This window comes from Actinophytocola sediminis (assembly GCF_054779715.1).
In genome coordinates this window covers 41,835-62,940 of sequence record NZ_BAAGXS010000003.1, presented here as the reverse complement: position 1 = coordinate 62,940, position 21,106 = coordinate 41,835, and the positions used below count along the sequence as shown (strand labels likewise).

20 protein-coding genes are annotated in these 21,106 nt (G+C 69.2%); 5 read left to right on the top strand and 15 right to left on the bottom strand.

The features are described from left to right. Positions 1–5 precede the first annotated feature (5 nt). Complete coding sequence (locus tag ACYVIP_RS01720; protein ID WP_460391200.1) at positions 6–425, top strand: tetratricopeptide repeat protein; 420 nt, start codon at positions 6–8, stop codon at positions 423–425. A gap of 96 nt (positions 426–521) precedes the next feature. On the opposite strand, the gene ACYVIP_RS01715 is transcribed toward ACYVIP_RS01720, so the two are convergent. From ACYVIP_RS01715 to ACYVIP_RS01695, 5 genes are all read right to left on the bottom strand, one after another. Beyond that, positions 522–1,070: a DoxX family protein gene (locus ACYVIP_RS01715; protein ID WP_460391198.1), complete on the bottom strand. Its 549-nt coding sequence runs from the start codon at positions 1,068–1,070 to the stop codon at positions 522–524. Between the two features lie 159 nt (positions 1,071–1,229). After that, entirely contained in the window at positions 1,230–1,853 is a 624-nt protein-coding gene (locus ACYVIP_RS01710; protein WP_460391196.1) for an NADPH-dependent F420 reductase, read from the bottom strand. A gap of 94 nt (positions 1,854–1,947) precedes the next feature. Further along, positions 1,948–2,682, bottom strand: a complete 735-nt coding sequence (locus ACYVIP_RS01705) for an SDR family NAD(P)-dependent oxidoreductase (protein ID WP_460391194.1) — start codon at positions 2,680–2,682, stop codon at positions 1,948–1,950. 62 nt (positions 2,683–2,744) lie between these two features. Beyond that, positions 2,745–3,680, bottom strand: coding sequence for an SDR family oxidoreductase (locus tag ACYVIP_RS01700; RefSeq protein WP_460391192.1), 936 nt, complete (start codon positions 3,678–3,680; stop codon positions 2,745–2,747). A gap of 50 nt (positions 3,681–3,730) precedes the next feature. Then, positions 3,731–4,363 (bottom strand): NADPH-dependent F420 reductase, encoded by a 633-nt coding sequence (locus ACYVIP_RS01695; RefSeq protein WP_460391190.1) that lies wholly within the window; start codon positions 4,361–4,363, stop codon positions 3,731–3,733. Between the two features lie 255 nt (positions 4,364–4,618). Here ACYVIP_RS01695 and ACYVIP_RS01690 point away from each other — a divergent pair, with 255 nt between their 5' ends. Continuing rightward, positions 4,619–5,512, top strand: a complete 894-nt coding sequence (locus ACYVIP_RS01690; RefSeq protein ID WP_460391188.1) for a LysR family transcriptional regulator — start codon at positions 4,619–4,621, stop codon at positions 5,510–5,512. Between the two features lie 26 nt (positions 5,513–5,538). Here the strand turns inward: ACYVIP_RS01690 and ACYVIP_RS01685 are convergent, their stop codons facing one another. After that, the gene (locus ACYVIP_RS01685) at positions 5,539–6,465 is read right to left on the bottom strand and encodes a LysR substrate-binding domain-containing protein (protein ID WP_460391186.1); all 927 of its coding nucleotides are present in this window, start codon (positions 6,463–6,465) and stop codon (positions 5,539–5,541) included. Positions 6,466–6,631: 166 nt separating this feature from the next. On the opposite strand from ACYVIP_RS01685, the gene ACYVIP_RS01680 reads away from it, so the two are divergent. Further along, positions 6,632–7,705 (top strand): LLM class flavin-dependent oxidoreductase, encoded by a 1,074-nt coding sequence (locus ACYVIP_RS01680; protein WP_460391184.1) that lies wholly within the window; start codon positions 6,632–6,634, stop codon positions 7,703–7,705. Then, positions 7,702–8,394 (top strand): NADPH-dependent F420 reductase, encoded by a 693-nt coding sequence (locus ACYVIP_RS01675; protein ID WP_460391182.1) that lies wholly within the window; start codon positions 7,702–7,704, stop codon positions 8,392–8,394. The genes ACYVIP_RS01680 and ACYVIP_RS01675 overlap by 4 nt, the downstream gene beginning before the upstream one ends. An 18-nt stretch (positions 8,395–8,412) precedes the next feature. On the opposite strand, the gene ACYVIP_RS01670 is transcribed toward ACYVIP_RS01675, so the two are convergent. From ACYVIP_RS01670 to ACYVIP_RS01640, 7 genes are all read right to left on the bottom strand, one after another. Then, entirely contained in the window at positions 8,413–11,184 is a 2,772-nt protein-coding gene (locus ACYVIP_RS01670) for a DUF5682 family protein (RefSeq protein WP_460391180.1), read from the bottom strand. Further along, positions 11,181–12,293: an ATP-binding protein gene (locus ACYVIP_RS01665; RefSeq protein ID WP_460391178.1), complete on the bottom strand. Its 1,113-nt coding sequence runs from the start codon at positions 12,291–12,293 to the stop codon at positions 11,181–11,183. The genes ACYVIP_RS01670 and ACYVIP_RS01665 overlap by 4 nt, the downstream gene beginning before the upstream one ends. Before the next feature lie 21 nt (positions 12,294–12,314). Then, positions 12,315–13,664: a VWA domain-containing protein gene (locus tag ACYVIP_RS01660; protein ID WP_460391176.1), complete on the bottom strand. Its 1,350-nt coding sequence runs from the start codon at positions 13,662–13,664 to the stop codon at positions 12,315–12,317. Continuing rightward, the gene (locus ACYVIP_RS01655) at positions 13,661–15,049 is read right to left on the bottom strand and encodes a hypothetical protein (RefSeq protein WP_460391174.1); all 1,389 of its coding nucleotides are present in this window, start codon (positions 15,047–15,049) and stop codon (positions 13,661–13,663) included. The genes ACYVIP_RS01660 and ACYVIP_RS01655 overlap by 4 nt, the downstream gene beginning before the upstream one ends. 2 nt (positions 15,050–15,051) lie before the next feature. Beyond that, positions 15,052–15,573, bottom strand: coding sequence for a hypothetical protein (locus ACYVIP_RS01650; protein ID WP_460391172.1), 522 nt, complete (start codon positions 15,571–15,573; stop codon positions 15,052–15,054). 264 nt (positions 15,574–15,837) lie between these two features. Next, positions 15,838–16,092, bottom strand: coding sequence for a hypothetical protein (locus ACYVIP_RS01645; protein ID WP_460391170.1), 255 nt, complete (start codon positions 16,090–16,092; stop codon positions 15,838–15,840). 337 nt (positions 16,093–16,429) lie between these two features. Beyond that, positions 16,430–16,783, bottom strand: a complete 354-nt coding sequence (locus tag ACYVIP_RS01640) for a helix-turn-helix domain-containing protein (RefSeq protein ID WP_460391168.1) — start codon at positions 16,781–16,783, stop codon at positions 16,430–16,432. A 654-nt stretch (positions 16,784–17,437) separates the two neighbouring features. On the opposite strand from ACYVIP_RS01640, the gene ACYVIP_RS01635 reads away from it, so the two are divergent. Beyond that, positions 17,438–17,941, top strand: coding sequence for a hypothetical protein (locus ACYVIP_RS01635; protein WP_460391166.1), 504 nt, complete (start codon positions 17,438–17,440; stop codon positions 17,939–17,941). A 33-nt stretch (positions 17,942–17,974) separates the two neighbouring features. Here the strand turns inward: ACYVIP_RS01635 and ACYVIP_RS01630 are convergent, their stop codons facing one another. Beyond that, the gene (locus tag ACYVIP_RS01630) at positions 17,975–19,354 is read right to left on the bottom strand and encodes an FAD-dependent oxidoreductase (protein WP_460391164.1); all 1,380 of its coding nucleotides are present in this window, start codon (positions 19,352–19,354) and stop codon (positions 17,975–17,977) included. Between the two features lie 64 nt (positions 19,355–19,418). After that, positions 19,419–21,101: a nitrilase-related carbon-nitrogen hydrolase gene (locus ACYVIP_RS01625; protein ID WP_460391162.1), complete on the bottom strand. Its 1,683-nt coding sequence runs from the start codon at positions 21,099–21,101 to the stop codon at positions 19,419–19,421. Between the last annotated feature and the right edge of the window lie 5 nt (positions 21,102–21,106).

Below are 21,106 nucleotides of genomic sequence, written 5' to 3'. Positions count from 1 at the left end.
GTCTCGTGATCAACAACTTCAACGACTACCAGTCGAACGGTGAGGTGTCGGCGGACCGGTGGGCGACCGCCCTGCACCTGTTCGACGACCCGCACGAGGAGACCACCGCAGAGCGCTGGGAGCGCGCACAACTCCTCTTCGCGGCCAAGGACCACGTTGGAGCCGCGAAGCTGCTCGCCGACGTCGTCGACGAGGTCCCCGACCAGGTCGGTCCCCGGCTGCTGCTGGCCCGTGCCTACTACCACTCGGCGCGGCTGCGGCGTGCCGAGGAGCAGCTGCGCCAGATCGTCGAGCGCGACCCGGTCGAGCACTACGCCCACCTCATGCTGGGCCGCACCCTGCAACGCCAGGGCCGCCACCACGAGGCCGCTCCCTGGCTGCGCATGGCCGCCGCCTTCACCGGCGAGCCCACGGCCGAGGTCTGAACCACGCTGGTTCCCGGAACAGCTCGCGTGTGCGCGGCTGTTCCGGGCGAGGCGTCCCCGCCGCGCTGGGTGACCGACCGGACAGCATGGGTCAGCTCAGGGCAGGACCGCGGCGGACTTCTTCCTGAGCGATTTCGCCGTGCTCCGTGCCGACGCGGCCGCGTCCGCTACGGTGCCGTGGACCGAGTCGAGCACGGCGTCGGTCGCGTGCCTCGTGCGCCAGGAGAGCGACGGCTCGCCGTGGGTGTCGGCCGCCGCGATGAGGAGACCGCCCAGCAGCCCCAGATTCTTCAGAAAGTGGGTCCGCTGCGCTGCGCGGTCCGCGGTGTCCTCGTGTTCCCAGAACCGGTGACCGGCCAACGTCGTCGGTGCCAGACTCCCCGCCAGGACCAACGCCGACAGCCGGGGGAACCACCCGAAGCCGAACGCGACCCCTGCCGCGACCTGCGTCGCCGCGTTCAACTTCACCAGCAGCTCGGGATCCGTCGGCACCTGCGCTGGCAGCTTCTCCTTCATCTGCTCGACCGCTTTGTCGATCACTGGCGCGGCGGTGTCCACCCGGGACTTCGGGTTGCGCAACGTGTCCAGCCCACCGGACACGAAAACGGCCGTCAACATCGGCCGAGCGATCCGACGCAGGATCATCGGTGACCTCCTCCTGATGGGTACTGTCGAATACCCTGTGCACGCTCGCCCACACATCGGTGACCCGGTAGCGGCAGGACCCTGTTCTCGCTGATCGATGGCCAGGTCAGCCGGCACAAGGGCCACGGCTTGGGCAGGCTGCTGCGCGGCCCTGGGGGCTCAGCCGGTGAATTCGGTGACGCCGAGGGCGAAGTCCCAGTGGCCAACCCCGTTGCTGGCGAGGCCCACCGTGACCACGCCCATTCCTTCCAGCCAGTGCGCCATTTTCAGGCCGCCGACGTCCAGCGGGCGCAGCCCGAGGCTCACGATGAATGCCGCCACGTCCGCCTTGGCCCGCGCATTGTCGCCAGCGATGAAGACGTCGGGCTGGCCCTTCTCCAGGACATTGCGGAAGATGCTGTTGAACGCCTTCACCACGCTGGCGCTGGCCGGGGCCACCTTGGCGACTTCCTGCGCGATCGACGTCTCCTCGTTGTGGGCGAGTCCGTCGAACGTGGCGTTGAAGGGGTTGCTGATGTCGACGATGACCTTGCCCGCGAGGGCGTCTCCGTACCCGGCGACGACCGGAACGACCCCGTCGTACAACAGGGCCGTGATGACGATGTCCCCGGCCGGGACGGCGCCCCACTGTCCCGTCGTCGCGCCGCCGCCGAGAGCCTTGGCCAGGTCATCGGCCTTGGACTGATCGCGGCCCATGACCTCGACGGTGTTGTCGCCCGCTACCGCGCGCGTGCCGATGGTGCGGGCCATGTTTCCCGTGCCGATGATGGTGATGCTGCTCATGAGGTGTGCTTTCTTTCGGTGTTGCGGATGTCCGCGTTCGAGACCGGTTCGTTGTGGCGCCCGGGTTGTTGTTGGGTGTGCCCGCGACTGCGGTTCAGATGGCGGTGGTGCCGCCGTCGGTGACCAGTTCCAGGCCGTTGACGTAGCTGGAGTCGTCGGAGGCGAGGAACAGGGCGACGGTGGCGATCTCTTCGGGGCGGCCCATCTTTCCGCGAGGAATCAGGGACTCGAATGCGGCCTTGGTGGACTCGTCGAACAGTTCTTCCTGTTTGGCGGTGGCGACCTGGCCGGGGGTCAGGACATTGACCCGGATCTTGCGGTCGCGCAGTTCGTTGAGCCAGACGCGGGCCCAGGCCTGATGGACGGCTTTGCTTCCGGCGTAGAGACTCCAGCCGGGATAGGCGCCGAGTGAGGCGTTGGATCCGGTCATGAGGATCGAGCCGTTGTCGTTGATCAGCGGCAGTGCCTTCTGCACGGTGAACAGGGTGCCGCGCGCGTTGAGCCAGAAGGCGCGGTGGAACTGTTCCTCGGTGATCTCGCCGAGAACGGCCGGTTCGCCCATCCCGGCGCTGGCCCACAGCACGTCGATCGACCCCTTTTCCCGCTTGACGTTGTCGTACAAGCGGTCCAGGTCGCCCAGGTCGGCCGCGTCGCCCTGGACGGCGGTGACGTTGCGGCCGATCAGCTTGACGGCCTCGTCCAGTGCTTCCTGCCGCCGGGCCTGGATGAAGACGTGCGCTCCTTCCTCGACGAACAGTTTGGCGCCGGCCAGTGCCATGCCGGTGGATCCGCCGGTGATCACCGCTACCTTGCCATCGAGCTTTCCCATGATCACTCCGTTGAATTTATGGGTAGCCGAAACCCGTTGGGATTCGGCTCCGGCCAATGCCGTCAGCTGGCGGAGAAATAATTGCCGTTGTCCAAATCGGCGAGCAGGCTGGGCTGAGCGGGTTCCCAGCCGAGGGTCCGGCGGGTGATGAGGTTGGACGCCGGGTAGTTCTGGGTGACTATGTTCGCGAGTACCCCAAAGTATCCCGGCACCATCAGTACGTCCGCGGGAATGCTTACGGCGGGCAGGCCCAGACGGCTGCCGATGGCCTCGGCGAGCTGGCGGAGGGGGATGGCCCCGTCCGCAATCGCGTGCCAGTATCTGCCGGCCTGCCCCTTCTCCAGCGCCAGGCGGAACAAGGAGGCGGCATCGCGGACGTGCACGGCGTTCCACAGGTTCGCGCCGTCGCCGGGGTAGCCGACGAAGCCCTTCTCCTTCGCCAGCGCGATCAGCTGCACGAGGAACCCGGCACGATCGGTCGTGCTGTGCGCGATGTTGGCGATCCGCACGATCGAAGACCGCACTCCGCGCTCGGCGAGGCCGACTACCGCGGTTTCCACGACGTTACGAACCCGCAGGGTGCCCTGGTACTCGTGGCCGCCGGGAAGAGCGGGGTCGTCCTCGGTGGCCGGTCGGCCCAGGTTCCCGGGCGAGCCAATGCTCCCGGCCGCGACCAGCGGCTTTCCGGTTTCCGCGAGCGCATCGCCGTAGGCGAGCATGATCGGGAGCTCCGCGGCGGCCACGGCGTCGAGCCCGCCGGACGGAAGCAGGTCCTGCCGGTGCGCGACGTGGATGACGCCGTCGGAATCCGCGGCCGCCTCCCTGAGCCCGTCGAGGTCCTGGAGGTCGCCGCGACGCACCTTCGCGCCGAGCGCGGACACCGCCGCCGCGGCCGTGTCCGACCGGGCCAGGCCGGTGACCTCGTGCCCGGCGGCGATGAGCTCGGGGATGATGTACGAACCGGAATGGCCGGTCCCACCAGTGACGAAAACGCGCACGCTACTGCTCCTTGTGAATGATGTGGCGCGAAGTGGTGGTGCGCGTGCGCTCAGCTGAGAACGCTGACGCCGAGGAAGAAGTTGGTGTGCTTGACGGCGTGGGCGACGAGGCCCAGCTGCAGCAGGGCGACGTTCTCCAGCGTCCGCGCCATTGGCAGCCGCCCAACGTCCATCGGGCGCATTCCCATGCTCTCGATGAACGCTGACACGAGAGTCTTCGCCCGTGCGTCGTCGCCGGCGATGAAAACGTCCAACAGGTGACCCTCGGCTGGGCCGGCGGCCAGCACATGGGAGAACAGGGTGTTGAACGCCTTGACGACATGCGCGCCGCCGGGGGCCGCCTTGGTGATCTCCTGCGCGCCGGAACTGCCGTCGGGGGTGACAAAGCCCGTGAGATCGGGGGAGATGGGGTTGGTGATGTCGATGATCACCTTGCCGGGTAGTGCGTCCCCGTACTCGCTGACCACCGCCGCCGCGCTGGCGTACGGCACGGCGAGGACAACGATGTCCCCGGTCGGGCCGTCGCCGGCGGTCCCGACAGTGGCGCCGCCGAGCGCGGCGGCCACTTCCCTGGCCTTGGCGGGGTCGCGGCCGATGATCTCGACGGCGTGGCCGCCGGCGAGCGCCCGGTCGGCCAGGGCGCTGGCCATGTTCCCCAGGCCGATAACGCTGATGCTGCTCATTTGTGCCTGCTTTCTGGAGCTGGACAGGACCCATGCCTGACGGTGGTGTCGTCGACGCCGTCGAATGACGCGATTGGACGGGCTCGATTTCTGCTGTACCTGTTCTGATTGTCGGCCCTGCCGCAAAAACCGCTGTCGAATTCTTGTGTCGAATTCGCTCGGGCCCCATTAACGGTGCCATTGGCTTGAGTCGGTGTCCAAGACCTCTTTCAGTCGTGGTGATACCCTCGAGGCATCACCGGATCGGGAGGCGCCATGGATCTGGACCTGCGCAAACTGCGCTACTTCGTCGCCGTGGCCGACCGGTTGCACTTCGGCCGCGCCGCCGATGAGCTGCATATCGCGCAGCCCGCGCTCAGCCGCCAGATCCGCGCGCTGGAGCAGGATCTCGGCGCCCCGCTGTTCACCAGGGATCGCCACGGCGTGGTGCTGACCGACGCGGGCCGACAACTGCTGGCCGACGCTGGTCCGCTGCTGGCGTCCGCGGCCGCGGTTCGCCGCCGGGTGTCCGTGGCAGCCCGCGGCGGTCAGCGGCTGGTGGTCGGCTTCCGGGCCGGCATTCCGGTCATCCCGGCGGCGCGGGCGTTCGGGGCCCGGCATCCGGACGTGGTCGTGGACGTGCAGCGGATGGAATGGGACGACCAGGCCTCGATGCTGCTCGACGGCCGCGTCGACGTCGGCTACGTGCGGCTGCCGATCGACGAGACCGGTCTGCGCGTGACTCCGCTGTACACCGAGCCGTTCATGGTGGTGCTGCCCGCGGACCACCGGTTGGCCGGCAAGGAGGAGGTCACCGAGGCCGACCTGGCCGGTGAGCCGCTGGTCTGGCATGCCGACCCGAGCACGCAGCCCACCAGGCGCCCGCTCCCCGACTCCGGCCTCCGGGTGCGCGGGGTGGAGGAGAAGCTCGAGCACGTCGCGGCCGGCCGGGGCATCTCGTTCGTGGGTCGTTCGGAGACCGTGTTCTACTCGCGTCCGGACATCAGCTACGTACCCGTTCCGGAACTCGCGACCGACCAGGTGTGCCTCGCGGTGGCGGCAACACGCACCTCGCCGCTGGCCGACGACTTCCTCACCGCGGCGCGGGCGACGGCCGAGATCACCGCGGAATGTGGGAACTATTACTCGGGCGCGGCTGTCGTGGAGTGATCACGCGGCCAGTGGGATGGGTCGCGTCACAAGCCCAGCCATTTGTTGCGTTCAGCGCATCGTCGGGCGGTGTCGACGACGCTGGCGATGGCAGGTGACGGGTCGTTCGCGGGCCACAGCACGGAGAGCTCTGCCATGATCGGCGGGTCGACGACCGCACGAACAACAATGCCGGTGCTGGTCTTCGCGGCGTGCTCGGCGAACGACGTAGGGGACAGGCTGACCTCGCGTCCGCTGGAGAGCCGCGCGAGCATGGCGTTCACCGGTGGTTCGTCGAACGAGCAGATGTCGGGTGAGAAGCCCGCCTCGTGGCACGCGGCGACGATGCGGTCGTAGTACGCCGGGGCGTGGTGGCGGGCGAACAGCAGCAGCGTCTCGTCGCGGAGGGTAGTCACCGGGATCCTCGGTGCGTCAGCGAGGCGGTGGCGCGCGCCGAGGACCGCGGCGACGGGCTCTTCTCGAAGAAGCTCGCCATGTACGCCGTCGAGGGGCTGCGGTGAGAGAGCGAGACCGACGTCCAGGTCACCGGCCTGGAGCCGTTCGGGAATCTCGGCGCTGAAGAACTCTCGAGCGTCGATCATGAAGTCGGGGTGTTCGTCCCGGAGCGCGTCCAGGAGCGCCGTGAGCGTGTCGAAGCTGGTCACCGGTGTGTAGCCCAACCGGATCGTCGTCGCGATCCCGGCCCCGGACATCCGGGTGAACTGCACGGCTTGCGCCAGCGCGGCCAGCGCCTTCGGCGCCTCGCGAGCCAGTGTCCTGCCCGCGGCGGTGAGCTGCACGCTACGGCTCGAACGCACGAACAGCGGGGTTCCGAGGGTCTCCTCGAGCTTGCGGATCTGATGACTCAGGGATGGCTGAGCGATGAGGAGACGCGTGGCCGCGCGGCCGAAGTGGAGTTCCTCGGCCACGGCCAGGAAGTAGCGGAGGACGCGAGGGCTGACATCGATAGACAAATCCTACCGCTGGACGTCCGGACAGGTCTTGGACGCCCGCGCGATGGCCGCCGTACTGTCGTGTTCAGGCCACGGGAGGCGTTGCGACCTGCCCGTCGGACCAGGCCGGAGCCGGTCTCGGTTCGTGTGCTGTCACCTGGATGGCCACCGCGTTGAGGAAGTTGCCATGTTGGACGTTTCGAAGATCGAGTTCGGTATCGACAGCTTCGGGGACCGGCCCCGTGACGATCGGGGCGAGGTCGTCTCGCACGCGCGGGCGATCCGCGCCGTCGTGACCGAGGCCGTGCTGGCCGACCAGGTCGGTATCGACGTGGTCGCGTTGGGTGAGCACCACCGGCCGGAGTTCGCGATCTCCAGCCCGGAGACGGTGCTGGCCGGCATCGCGACCGCCACGAAGCGCCTTCGGCTCGCCTCGGGTGTGACGGTGCTGTCCTCTGACGACCCGGTGCGGGTCTTCCAACGGTTCGCGACCGTGGACGCGCTGTCCAGCGGCCGGGCGGAGGTGATCCTCGGACGTGGTTCGTTCACCGAGTCGTTCCCGCTGTTCGGGTACGACCTGAAGGACTACGAGGTGCTGTTCGAGGAGAAGATCGACCTGTTCCACCGGCTCCTGGACGAGACGCCGGTCACCTGGGAGGGCACCACTCGGGCCGCCCTGAACGACGCGGACGTGTACCCGAAGACCGATTCGGGACGGCTCAGCACCTGGGTGGGAGTCGGCGGGTCACCGCAGTCCGTGCTCCGCACCGCCCACTACGGGTTCCGGCTGATGCTCGCCATCATCGGCGGCGCCCCCGCCCGGTTCGCTCCCTACGTGGATCTCTACCGGCGCGCGAACCAGGAGCTCGGCACCACCGCGCAGCCGGTCGGTATGCACTCACCCGGGTTTGTGGCCGCCACCGACGAGGAGGCGAAAGAACTGTTCTACCCCGGATACAAGGAGACCCGCGACCGAATCGGGGCACTGCGCGGGTGGCCGCCGATCCGCAAGGAGGAGTTCGACGCCGAGGTGGCACACGGATCGCTGTACGTCGGTTCCGCCGAAACGGTCGCGACCAAGATCGCCAACGCGATCCGGGCGCTGGATGCGGGCCGGTTCGACATGATCTACTCCGCCGCGGGCACCGTTTCAGCCACCGCCCGGCTACGCTCGGTCGAACTCTACGGCACCCAGGTCATCCCCCGGGTCCGCGAGCTGCTGGCCGAACAGCCCGCCGTCACCGCGGGAGCGACCCGGTGACCACCACCGGCACCACCATCGGGATCCTTGGTGCCGGGAAGGTCGGCACCGTCCTGGCGCGCCTGGCGGTCACCGCCGGCTACCGAGTCCTGGTCGCCGGGTCCGGCGACCCCGCGAAGATCGCACTGACCACCGAGGTCCTCACCCCCGGCGCGACCGCCGTGTGGCCGGCTGAGGCGGCCGCGGCCGCCGACGTGGTGATCCTCGCGCTGCCGCTCGGCAAACACCGCAACCTCCCGATCCCGGAACTGGCGGGGAAACTGGTCATCGACGCGATGAACCACTGGTGGGAAATCGATGGGCCGCGCGACACGATCGTCCCCGCCGCCACGACCTCGAGCGAAGTCGTGGCGCAGTTCCTGGCGGGCGCGCGGGTCGTGAAGGCCTTCAACCACATGGGCTATCACGACCTCGACGACGGGGCTCGCCCACCCGGCCACCTCGGGCGCAGGGCGATCGCGATCGCCGGTGACTCCGGCGGGGATCTCACCGCCGTGTCAGCGCTGATCGACACACTCGGGTTCGACCCACTCGCCATCGGTGGCCTCGCGATGGGCGCCCGGCTCGAGCCCGGCGCCCCTGCCTTCGGCGCCAACGTCGACGTCGACCGGCTTCGCGCTCTCACCAGTGCCCCTGCGCCGGCCTGTTCCCGATTCCCCGGCGACGGACTCGGCAACCAGGAACGCTGAGCAGCGCGCCGCCGGCCATTACGCAGAGCTTCCTGCCACCGCCGCCAGCGCCGCCGCCGTGTCCGGGTACTCGCCGAGCAGCGCCACGCCCTGCCGCGCGGCGTCGGCGGTCTCCCAATCGCCGGCACAACCGAGCAGACGCGCGACCGCCGCACACGTCTGCGGATTGGCCGCCAGCAGCGGGACGGCACGACCGCGTGCCGCGCGTGGCGTCACCGGCGATGGCTCCCCGGCGAGCCAGGGTGGCTGCCACTCGTCCAGCGCCGCGAGCCTGCTCGGGAACATCCGCGCCGCTTCGCGGATCAACAACGGGGCCAGGTCGGCGCCGCCGGCCTTCAACGTGGTGATGAGCGTCGGCAGCCACGGCAGCAGCACCGGGTCCGGCAGCCGCGCGAACGCGTTGGACACCGCCTCCACCACGAAGTCGACCAGACCAGGAGCGGGCTCGAGCGCGTGCACGAACCCGCTGAGGTACTTCGGATAGGCGGGCAGCACCAGCGGACTGGCCAACAACTGGTCACACCGCGTCCGCAGCTCCGCCCTGGACATGGTGCCAAGCTGCACCCGCGCCGCCCACAGCAGCGCCACCTTCGCCGGGTCCACCGGGTGCGACTGCGCGACCGCCAGTTCCAGCTGCGTACGGTCACAACCGAGCGACAGCGCGAGGCCCTCCATGCTGAACAGGAAGCCCAGCATCGCGGCCACCTGGTCGACCGGCGCGTCCTCGTCGGCGAACACCATCGGCAGCAGCGTGCAGTAGTGCGCGTAGCCTGCCTTGACGAACGACTCGATCCACGCGGGCAGTACCGGTTCGGTGGTGCGGTAGAACGCGAGCAGCCGCCGAACACGCCGCAGCACCTCCGGCGCGCCGTCGGCACCGCGCTCGGCGGACAGCACCTCCAGGGCACGGGTGCCCAGCTCGCTGGCGAGCCGATGGCTCCGCAGGTACAGCGTCGCGTCCTCGACGGCCAGCAACGCGGTCGCCGCCGTCACTCGCGGGGCGTACCCGACGCGCCGCAGGCGTTGCTCAAGCACCTGCTCGATGGTGACGCCTTCGTAGCCCAGCTCGATCAGCGCCCGCTGGTGGGTGCCGAGCGCGAGATCCCACGATTCCTGGATCGGGCGCTCACCGAGGCGCCGCTCTCCCATGATCGGCCGAGCGGCGCCGTGGGGCAGGAGATACCGCAGCATCCACAGCAGGTCCGAACACGGTTCCAGCTCCGGGTTGGACGCGATGTCGAGCAGTGCCCGCCGCACCCCGCGCTTGGTCAGCTCGAGCCGCAACGGCGCGAGCCGGTCGTGCACATCCCTGGCCAGCGGCGGCAGCGCGGCATAGCCGACCTGCCCGATCCGGTCGCCGCCCATCATGATCTCGACGATGCGACGCACATCCCGGCGACCGGGCACGATGTCCTTCTCGATGCACGTGATCGCCGCGTCCTGGAAGTCGTAGGGGGTGGGCTTGGCCCGGTCCCGCATGCCAGCCAGCAGGATGGACGTCTCGAACACCGCGATGGCGTCGGCGGTCGATGACAGGTAGCCGTTGCGGCGCGCGGCCCGCACCACCTCCACCGACCACCCCAGCAGCTCCGCCTCGTCCAGCCGGTCGAGGACCGGCGGTCGCCGCAGGAAACCGGTGAGGTGGTCGGAGGTCGCGCGCACGGGCGCGGGCGCGACCAGCGCGTTGGCGGTCTTCTTCTTGCCGCCACCGGCCTGACCGGCGAGCCGGAAGGGCCGCACCCTGGTGCGTTTGAGGTTCTTCGCCCATTCCGTCGCGGCGATCGACACCGAGCCCGCGGCCAGGCCGAACTGCGCCTCGATCGACGCGTGACTCGACGGGATCAGACCGTGCTGCCACCTGCTCGCCGAGCGCGGGCTGATCCGGAACGTGTCGGTGCCGTCGACACCGAACTCCGCGACCCGGCTCGAGGCGTGGAACGCGCCGCACACGTAGAGGCAGTCCGCCGGATCGGTGCCGGTCGCGGCCAGATGCGCGCGCATCCGCGTCCACATGTACCGCTCACGATCCTCGTCCACCGCCACCCGGCGGGGATCTCCTGGCGCGAGCCGCCGGAACAGGCTGCCGATCAACAGCATCACCTGCCGGTAGGTGTCGTGGTCGCTGTCGCCAAGGGGCAGCTCGACGTACTGGTGCCACCACTCCGACCAGTGCCGCACCTTGCCGTGGCGCAGCAGGTGCTCCTCCAGCTCGGCGAACCTCGGCCGCAGGTCGCCGATCTCCACGCCGATCGCCTCGCCGTGCAGTGCCGCCTCCGCCTCGGCCCGCGGCGCGTCCGGATCGGCCTGCTGGGCCTCGGCTTGCTGGTTGTCCCACTGGTAGACGTGGTCCGACGAGCGATCGACGAGGACCAACTCGACGCCGGGAGTGTCCAGCGCGTAGGCGATCGCCTGGTACTCGGCCGATGCCTCGGTGATCGGTGCGACCACCGACAGCGGGGCCCACTCGGCGGGGAACCCGTCGACCTCGGTCGCGAACGCCTGCACCGCGACGGGGAGCCGGCAGTTGCGCAGTTCGGTCAGCAGCGGCGTCATGTCCTCGCACAGCTCCAGGTAGACCACCTTCGGCTGCTTGTCCAGCAGCCGTGCGGCCATCGCGATGGCCGACGCGGGCGAGTGGTGGCAGACCGGGAAGATCTCAAGGGGTTCGCGCACGGCACGGTCGACGTCGTCGACGATGCCGAGGAGGATCTCCGCCAGCGCGTCCGGCCCGTCGGCGAACGTGACCGCCGCTTCCCGCAGCTGCGTGCGCAGCAGGTCGAAAGCGCTCATGACAGGGTGGCGATCGCGTCGCGGCCACCCTCCAGGAAGTCCGGCCAGTCGCCGCCCTCGTCCTTGCTGCGCGGCTCGACCACACCGTGCAGGTACTTGTTGAGGATCGCGAGGTCCTCCGGCGCGCGGCGGGCGAGCGACCCGACGAGCGAGGACGCGAGCGTGCGGCCGGTCAGCGCCTGCTGGCCGAAGAAGGTGCTGTGCAGGATCGCGTCCTCGAGCACACCGATCTGCTCGGCGGTGGACAGCGCGGACTCCAGCTTCTCGTCGTCGCTGCCCGCCGCGGCCGCCGAGGCCCGCAGGTCGGCGAAGCTGCGCAGCAGCACGTCGAGCAGCGTCGGCGGCACGTCCAGCTCGATCTGGTGGCGGCGCAGCAGTTCCTCGGTACGGAAGCGGACGATCTCGGCCTCGCTCTTCTTGTTCGTCACCATCGGGATCCGCACGAAGTTGAAGCGCCGCTTCAACGCCGAGGACAGGTCGTTGACGCCGCGGTCACGGCTGTTGGCGGTGGCGATGATCGAGAACCCCGGTTTGGCGAACACGATGTTGTCGCTGTCCAGCTCCGGCACCGAGATGTACTTCTCCGACAGGATCGAGATCAGCGCGTCCTGCACGTCGCTCGTGGAGCGGGTCAGCTCCTCGAACCGGCCGATGGACCCCTCCGCCATCGCGGTCATGATCGGCGACGGGATCATCGACTCGCGTGACTGGCCCTTCGCGATGACCATGGACACGTTCCACGAGTACTTGATGTGATCCTCGGTGGTGCCCGCCGTGCCCTGCACGACGCGCGTCGAGTTCCGCGAGATGGCCGAGGAGAGCAACTCGGCGAGCCAGCTCTTGCCGGTGCCGGGGTCGCCGATCAGCAGCAGCCCACGGTCGGAGGCGAGCGTGACGACCGCGCGCTCGACGAAGCTGCGGTCGCCGAACCACTTCTGGGAGATCTCCCGGTCGAGGCCGTCGGCGCGCTCGGCACCCAGGATGAACAGCCGGACCATCTTCGGCGACAGCCGCCAGGAGAACGGCTTGGGGTTGTCGTCGACGGACTCCAGCCAGTCCAGCTCCTCCGCGTACTTGATCTCGGCGGGGGCGCGCAGCAGGTCGGACATTCAGGTAGGGCCTTTCTGGAGTCAGGAGGTGAGGAAAGTCTTGAGTTCGTGGACCAGCTTGCTGATGTGGCCGGAGATCACCGGCGTGCCGAGATCCTTGAAGCGTTCGCGGAACCACGGGTTGACCGCGCCCCGGCCACCACTGGTGACCGAGCCGACGGGGATGAACTTCGCGCCGGAGCGGTGGATCGCCGCCATGGCGTCGAAAAGCTGCTCGACCCTGGTCTCGTAGAAGTCGGAGATCCACACCACGACGGTGTTGCGCGGCTCGGCGATCTTCGGCTGGGTCAGTCCCATCGCGACCATGCCGTCGTTGCCGCCGCCGAGGTTGGTGCGCAGCAACGTCTCGAACGGGTCGTGCACCCATGGCGTCAGGTCGAGCGCCTGCGTGTCGTAGGCGATCAGGTGCACGTCCACCTTCGGCAGCCCGGCGAAGATCGACGCGAGGATCGCGCAGTTGACCATCGAGTCCACCATGGACCCGGACTGGTCGACGACCGCGATCAACCGCTGCGGTGTCGTCCTGCGCGCGGTGTGCCGGTAGTAGAGGCGGTCGACGTACAGCCGTTCGTCGTCGGGGCTCCAGTTGACCAGGTTTTTCCAGATGGTGCGGTCGATGTCAAGATTTCGGAACACCCGCTTCGGCGGCACCGAACGGTCCACCGCGCCGACCGACGCCTTCTCCACCTGCGCGCGCAGCACCTCGGCGACCTCGTCGACGAACCGGCGGATCAGCGACTTGGCGTTGGCCAGCGCCACCCCGGAGAGGTTGTTCTTGTCCCGCAACAGTTGCTCGATCAGCGACATGCTCGGGGTCAGCTGCGCGGCCAACGTCGGGTCGGCGAGCACCTCGCGCAGCCGCATCCGGCTGACGAGGTCGGCCTCGATGTCGGCCAGCTCCTGGCCGATGCCCGGCAGCAGCGTGTCGAGGTCGGGTGTCGGCGCACCGCCGCTGGTGCCCCGTCCAGAACGGCCACGCAGCTCGCCCGGTTGACAGCCCAGTGCCTTCTCCAGCCAGCCGGCATCGGCCTGCCACTGCGACAGCTGCCCCGCGGTGACGTTGCCGCCGCCGGCGGCGAACACGTTGAGCAGCACCTTCGACGCCAGTGCCGCGCGCCGCACCTCGACGGTGCCGTCCCGTTCGGCGTCGCGATCGGGGGTCATGAGGCCCGCGAACTCGGCGGCCAGTTCGGGGTGGCGCTGCACGATCGCGTCGATGGACGCGTTCGTGCTCAGCAGCGCGGCTGGCAGGCCGATGTCGTCGACGACGGCGACGCTCGCCGCCTCCAGCGTCGGCTGCTCCTCGGGGTCGAACAGCCGGGCGAGTAGCCGCCAGTACAGGACCTGGCGGCGGTTGTCGTTGGCGGTCATGTGCGCAGCAACCTCCCCGCCCGCTCCCGCAGCACCGTCACCGCGGCGGTGGCGGCCTTCTCCGCCTTGACCCCGTTCTTGTCGGTGGTGCCACCGGCCCACGTGCCCGCGTTGACCGCGACCACCTTCTTCCGAACCACGGTCTCGACGGCGAGCGGTTGGACGACGAACGTCCCGTTGTCCCAGCGGAGCAGGCCGATACACGCACCCGATCCGGCGACCGCCGCCGGCGTCAGCGGTCCGGCGGCCGGGATGCGGTCGGTGTCGACGGGCAGCCGGTGTCCGGCGACGGTGAAGCCCAGCGCGTCACCGTCCGGGACAGTGCCGTAGCCCTCGAGAAAGATCGGTACGGCGATGCGTGCCGGGTGCCGATCCAGCGGCGCGACCGGCGGGGTGGCGGCGGTGGGCAGGGCCACGCGTGCCGTGGTGAACGCGTCGGCCGCCTCGCCGGGACGAGCGTGCTCATCGTTCCAGATCAGGTCGCCCGCCGCGGTGACCGGCATGTCGTCGAGGTCCATCGAGTGGCCGTCGCCGAGGGCCGCGAGCAACGACAGGTGGGGCCGCAGCAACTGCCAGAGGCCCGCGCCGACCATGGTGTCGGGCTTGGGCACCGACACACTGGCCCGCACCAGCCGCGGCGGGCCGCCGTCGGCCGGCTCGAACACCGCGTGCACCTGCGCCTGCGCGGCGGTCGCGTGTTCGTGCAGGTCCACGCCAAGCGGAAGGACGCGGCCGGTGGCTGTTCCCGACGGGGGCACGTCGAGCGCACCGGGCAGCGTCAACACCATCGCCCGCGACCACAGGTCGCCCCAGCGACGGGCGGGCACCCGGTCGAGCGTGCTGCCGGGACAGGACGCCGCGAGCTCGGCGGCGAACCCGTCGAGCAGCGCGGCGAGCCGGCGCACGGCGGGATCGGGCAACATCGCGGAGACCACCTGCGCCGAGCCGGACACCAGGTCGTGGTCGATGCCCCGCCATCCGGCCAGCGCCAGGTCCGACAGCCAGGAACGGGCCGCGGCAAGGAGGTTCGGCGCGTGCTCCGCACCGGGCACCGGGGTGACCTCGTCGCCGAGGGGCCGGCCGGTGGCCTCGTCGACCCGCGTCATCAGCGCGTCGTGGACCGAGCCGAGCAGCGCGGTCCTGGCGGCGGCGACAGCCACGAAGTGGTCCTCACCCGCGGCGCCGGCCGCCACCTTCGCCACCGCCTCGGCGACCCGCTCGGCCAGCGGGGAGCCAGCGACCGCGTCCGCCAACTCGGTCAGCGCCGCGACCTGGGCGGGTTGCGGGCGCAGCAGCCCAGCGGTGAGTGCCTGGTCGGCGGCGTCGACCGCGACCAGAGCGTCGTCGAGACCGGCGATCGGGTCGTCGAACAGGTCGGCCCGCATGATCACACCACCGCCCTGGTCGGCGGGAACCACTGCATCTCCGGCAGCGGCGCGGTGGTCGGCGGGAACTCCAGATACGCGAGGTGACGCAGGAACCGGCTGAAGACCGTCGCGGCGGCGCCGCTGTCGCCCTGCGCGGGCTTGGTGGTCGCCATCGCCGACGCGATCGGCCACCCGTCGTTCTGGTCGTCGATCGCGACCCGCAGGTAACGGGCGACCCGTGACCCGCTGTACTGCAGCACCGCCTCGTCGACCATGGCGAGGATGTGGTTGCAGAACATCCCCCGTGCGCCGCCGCATGGCCGGTTGTTGTTGGTACTGCAGGCAAACAGGTAACTGCCCGCCTCGACCGACGAGACGTAGACCCGCCCGATGTCCGAGCCGCTCGACACCACTCCCTGCAGGCGCCCGTCGGCCAGCTCGACGAACGGGACCTTGGCCAGCTTGCGTGGGCGAGCGGGCGCCAACACCCGTGCCATGCTGAACTTCTCCCAATCGGACAACGCACCATCTCCCTGCACCACGTGCCCTCCTCAGCGGGGCCTGGCAGAAGATAGCGGCCACCACCGACAAAAGAGCACACAGGGATCCCACCGTCCTCCCGGCTGAGGTCCTCGTGTCCGTCCATACGAGAGCGCGGTGTCGGTTCTGGCGAGCCGCATCATCCGTGGCTGCCGCAGTAGCGCGAGGGCCTCCTCGGCAGGGGACTGTGCACGCGATGAGCATCTGGTCCGGTGAACGGGCGATCGACAGTGTCTGCTGTGCCACTGTCACCGTGTGCGCGGGCCTCACGTTTCCAGTCCGTGTAAGCGTGCACAGTGGTCGCGAGTTCGAGCAGGGCCCGGCCCGTCGACCATGATCGTGAGGCAGCCGATGCGGTAGGTCGGGTGGTGCCACTGGATCTGTACGACGTCGGTGTGTAGCGGTTCGATGAACACCTTCGGCAGGGCCGCCGCAGTAGGATAGCGGCCGCTGTGGTCCCGGCCCTCGGTAATGCACAGCTCGGGATTCCGCGCGGGGTGAATGCGCATCCAGCTGCCCACCGCCGGGATGGCAACCCATCATCGGCATCGCGGACGGCGCGGCCGATGGTCCCGTCGACGCCCCGTTCGATGACGCGGTCGGTGGCGATGGGGTGAGCAGGCCATCGATGCTCAGTCCGCCGGCGGCCCCGATACTACCGGCGGTGAGCAGGACGGCCGCGCCGCGCCAGCGCATGCTCTGCGCCGACGGGGCGGGCTCGAAGCCGAGTCCTGGGTATCGCCGCCGCCCTCGTCACTACTGCCCTCGTCGTCGTTCCCGGTGCTGTTGTCGGAGGCGGGTGCCGGCGCGTTCGTGGTGATGCGGTGGTGGGTCTCGAGCCACTGGCGCACATGCTCGTCATCCAGGCCGCACGCGCGGCGTGAAGCTGTCGATGAACCGTTCTCGAGGCAGGGTGGTGCGACCGGAGGTGGACGCGATCGTGCTGACCGGAAGCGGAGTCCCGAGCGCGGTCGCCTTGTCCTCCAGTTGACGGTAGGTCAGTCCGGACCACTCTCGTAACGTGCGCAGCGCCGCGGTGAACTCGGCAGGCGTGCTGACGCTTGCGGGTTGGGTGCTTCCGCAGGCGGCCGGGCCGAACTGCTGCTTCGTTAGGTCATCACCCCAGCCTGGCGACCGGACGACGGCGAAACCAGGCGCAGAGTTCCGCTGTTCGATCTTGTTCCGAACACGGACGAACGTTGTTCCGAACAAGCCTGAACAGCCTTTCCTCTTGTCAGCGTCGTAGCGCGACGGACAGGCTGAACGGACACGGGACCGAATGCAATCCTGTGCACGTGTCTAAGGAGCCCGCTCCCCAAGGTGATTGTTCCCATCGATCCAGGGCGGACATCTGGCTTCTAGGCACGTAGTGCAAGCGGGAACTTATTGCTACGGAAATCGCCCGATCGGAAGGATGAAATGGGAATGAAGAAGGCTATTGTTCGTTCAGTTTCTGCGATAGGAGCAGTGGCAGCCTTGAGCCTCGGATTGGTGACAGCTCCTGCGCCGGCCCAGGCCGACCCGTGGGGCTGCACGTGGGAGGCAGGTGGGATCCCGGGCCACCGTACCTACTCAACGTGCGATGGTGGAACCGGTTTTCATCGCGCCGGAATGCGATGCGTTGACTATTTCAGCGGTACTGTCAGGCACTTCTACGGGGACTGGGTTTACTCCGACGAGACGTCGGTCGCGTTTTGCACCTGGACGCAATGGGATGTGACCCATCGATGGGTCGATACAGATTGAGATCACCCTGAACCATACCCGCTAATTGTGGGTCATGGCGCCGCTACCCGACGATCAATGAGGTGCAATACACCGTATTCAACGGTAGCTGAATACGGTGTATTGCGCGGCTGATCCGCGGTGACCGGGCAGCCCACCCGTTGTAGTGCGGGTCCAAGACGCAGCAGCGTCATCCGGGACACGGCCATCGCCAACCGAGCGGCCAACCTGGCCCCAGACCGCCCGCCCGCGGCCAGCGCGATCGCTTCCAACGCCCGCCCGGACGTGCGGTGGGCGTCGCTGATCACCGGTTCGTACGACATCGGCATCGAGCTGGTGGTCAACTCGGGGCCGACCAGGTATCCGAAGACGATGCTGGAGTTGCAGCAGATCGACGGTGTGCAGCGGTGGTACAGCGACCTGCTGCTGCATGTCTACAAGGTTGCCCATGACTGGTACAAGCAGTTGCTTGACGACCGGGGCGCGTTGCCGCCCGAGGTGCCGCTGTGTTCGCCGGAGCATGTCGACGCGTCGGTGGAGCTGCTGTCGCTCAAGCGTGGTTTCGTGGAGACGCCGTGGTGGCGCGACCAGCTGGCCGAACACCACGCGGACACGGTGACGCCGGTCGGGCCAGGCGCCGCCTGACATTCCCCGGCGTCGAGTGTGGATCCCGCGCTGTCAGGCCGTCGAGTTCTTCCGCGCGGCAACGGCTTCCGCAGCCAGGAACGACAGGCCGAACGCGGGCAGCAACCCGTTGCCGGGTAGGTAGCCCGCCGCGCCGTGACCCGAGATGCCCATGGCCGCGCCGCCCGCGGCGTACAACCCGGGGGTGGGCCGGCCGTCGTCGGTGAGCACGGTCGCGTTGCCGTCGACCACGAGCCCGCCCTGGGTGTGGAACAGGGACGGCACGACCTGGACGGCGTGGTACGGCGCGGTGAGCGCCCGTGCCCACACCGTGCGGCCGTGGTCGTCCCGCCGTTCTGTCCTGGCCGCCGCGGCGCTGCGTGCCAGTTCTTCGGTCAGTGCTCGCGGCGGCAGGCCGGTCGCGTTCGCGAGCCCGGCCTCGTCGTCCGCACGGACAACCGCGCCGGCCGCCATGACGTCGCGGAAGTCCTGGAATGCCTGACAGTGCTGGTAAATCGCGTCGTCGAAGACGATCCAGCCGACGGCACCCGGCCGCGCGGCCAGTTCCGCCGCGTATTCGGAGTAGCCGCGGGTCTCGTCGCCGAAGCGGACGCCGTCGGTGCCCACCAGCACGCCGCCGAGGATGATCGTGGCCCAGCCAAGCAGTGTGCCTGCCTTCGCCGACAGCGCGGCGTGCCCCTGGTACGCGTCGAGGAACGCGGTGGCCGCGCCGAGTCGGGTGCCGATGCGGATGGCGTCGCCGAGCGAGTGCTCGCTGCCGTGGTAATGCGCGTCCGCGATCTCCGGCAGGTGCTCGGCGACCAGTGCCCTGTCCGCGCCGAATCCGTTGGTGGCAAGGAGAACCGCGCTGGTCGGGATTCGTTCGGTGCGGCCGTCAGGTCGGGCGAGGACGGCCGCGTTGACCGCGCCGCGGTCGGTCTCGACGTCGACCAGGCGCGCGGGCGTGAGCAGTTCGATGTTCGGGTCGGCGGTCACTCGTCGGGCCAGATGGTCCACGACCGTGGAACCGTGCCTGCCCGGCACCGAGTGGCAGCGGTCCACCGAATGCCCGGGATAGTGGAAGTCGGTGACCAGCGACAGCGGCAACCCGACACCGTCGGCGAGCCATTCGACGAGCCGCGCGCTGACCCCGGTGAGCGCGGCGGCGAGGCGGACGTCGGCCGTTCCCTTGGTCTTCGTGGCGATGTCGGCGTCGAACAGGTCCGGGCTGTCGGTCACGCCGGCCGCCCGCTGCCAGCGGGTGCCCGCCGCCGGAAACATGGCGGTCGACATCGACGTGTTGTTGCCGCGCCGGAAATGTTCGCTGGCCTCGACGACGAGCACCTCGAGCCCGAGCTCCGCGGCACGAAGCGCCCCGGCGAGGCCACCACCCGCGCCGGCCACCACCAGATCGGGTCCGTCCAACCGTGTCATTGTGCTTTCCGTCTTTCTGGGTACTACCGGCGAGTCTGGCCGGGGTGAACAGTGGCGAGCAGTGTCAGGAGACGAACATCGAGTACAGCCACGGGGCCCGAGTGGCCAGTGGGTCCAGGTGGTGGCCCATCATCTTGTCGTTGGACTCCCGCAGGTCCAGGTCCAGCAGGAGTTGCTCCTCGAACCCCGGGCGGGTCCAGTAGCCGGTGGGGTAGCGCATGACGGCGATCGGCTGCCCGGGCGCGAAGTCGTCGGCACGCAAGGCCTGACTGCCAAGGCCCGCCGCGTTGTCCATGCGGGTGACCGAGACCAGGTGCACCCGATTCTCCTCGGTGCGCTCGGTCGCGGCCACCCGCATCGCCGACGGTGAGGTCCACGAGGTCGGGTGCACGATCAGCTCAGCGCCTTCCAGCGCCAGCACCCGCGCCATCTCCGGTACCCACACCTCGTCGCCGATCAGGACACCGATGCGGCCGATCGCCGTGTGCGCGACCGTGATCTCGTCCCCGGGCGTCGCCCAGGCGCGCTCCTCGTCGGTGAGGTGGGTCTTACGGTAGGCGTGCACGACCGTGCCGGTGTCGTCGAGCAGGTACACCGTCGAGTACCGGTGGCCGCCCGCCGACTCCACGAGGCTGACCGCCACGAAGATCTTCTCCTGCGCGCAGGCGTTCGCGATCCGCGGGAGCACGTCCCGGGACACCGCCGCGGCCCGGTCCGGATCGGCGGCGACCTCACCGGGCGCGAAGCAGAACAGCTCGGGCAGGACGCCGAGCCGGGCGCCGCGGCGGCCGGCGTAGGTGATCTGGCCGAGTCCGCGCAGCACTGTCCACTCGGTACCGCGGAAGTAGCTGACCTGCATCAGCGCGACCGGAACAACACAGGACGACAGGTCACCCGCCTGGCCGTACATCGTGGCCGCCGGCACCTCGTCGAGTGGGCGGGTGAGCACGCCGTACAGCTCGGGACGCCGCCAGCCGAACAGGTCCGCGATGCCGGGCATGCGCTTGTCGTCGGCAAGAGACGTGTCGATGTCGGCGATCGCCAGGCCTGGTTCGAGTTCCCCCGCCTCCGCGAGCACCGTGCCATCGGGTGCGACGACCTGGCTGCCGCCCATCCACGGCCACTCCAACTCGGGGCCGCCGACGGTGTTCGCGGCGACATGGAAGACGCGGTTCTCCATGGCCCGAAGTGGCACGTGTACCCGCAGTTCGTCGGGACCACGCGAGTTCAGCGAGTTGCAGAGGATCTGCGCGCCGAGGAGAGCCAGCGCCCTCGGCGTCTCCGGCACGATGCCGTCGGCGCACATCAGGAGCCCGATGCGACCGAGGGCGGTGTCGAACACCTGGTACTCGTCCTGGCCTGGCTGGAAGAGGGTGTACTCGTAGTCCCACAGGACGTGCTTGCGATGAACGCCGACGAGCTCACCATTCGGTCCGATGAGGACAGACGCGATGTGCACGACCGGCGCCGTGTCCGCCCGTAGATCCACCCCGGCCACGACGTGGATGCCGAGTTCGGTTGCCGTGTGCCGCAGTCCGGTCACGAACGCGCCGTTGAGTTCTTCGCTGTGTTGCCAGCATTCCTGCCGGTCCGGGTAGTCGCGGACCCGGTTGGCGTTCTCCGGGAGGACGACCAGCTGTGCGCCGTCGGCGGCGGCCCGGTACAGGAAGTCCCGGCACAGCGCGAGGTTGGCGGGAACATCGGCTCCCGAGAAGAACTGCGCGGCCGCTACCCGGACCGTCGGCATGGTGT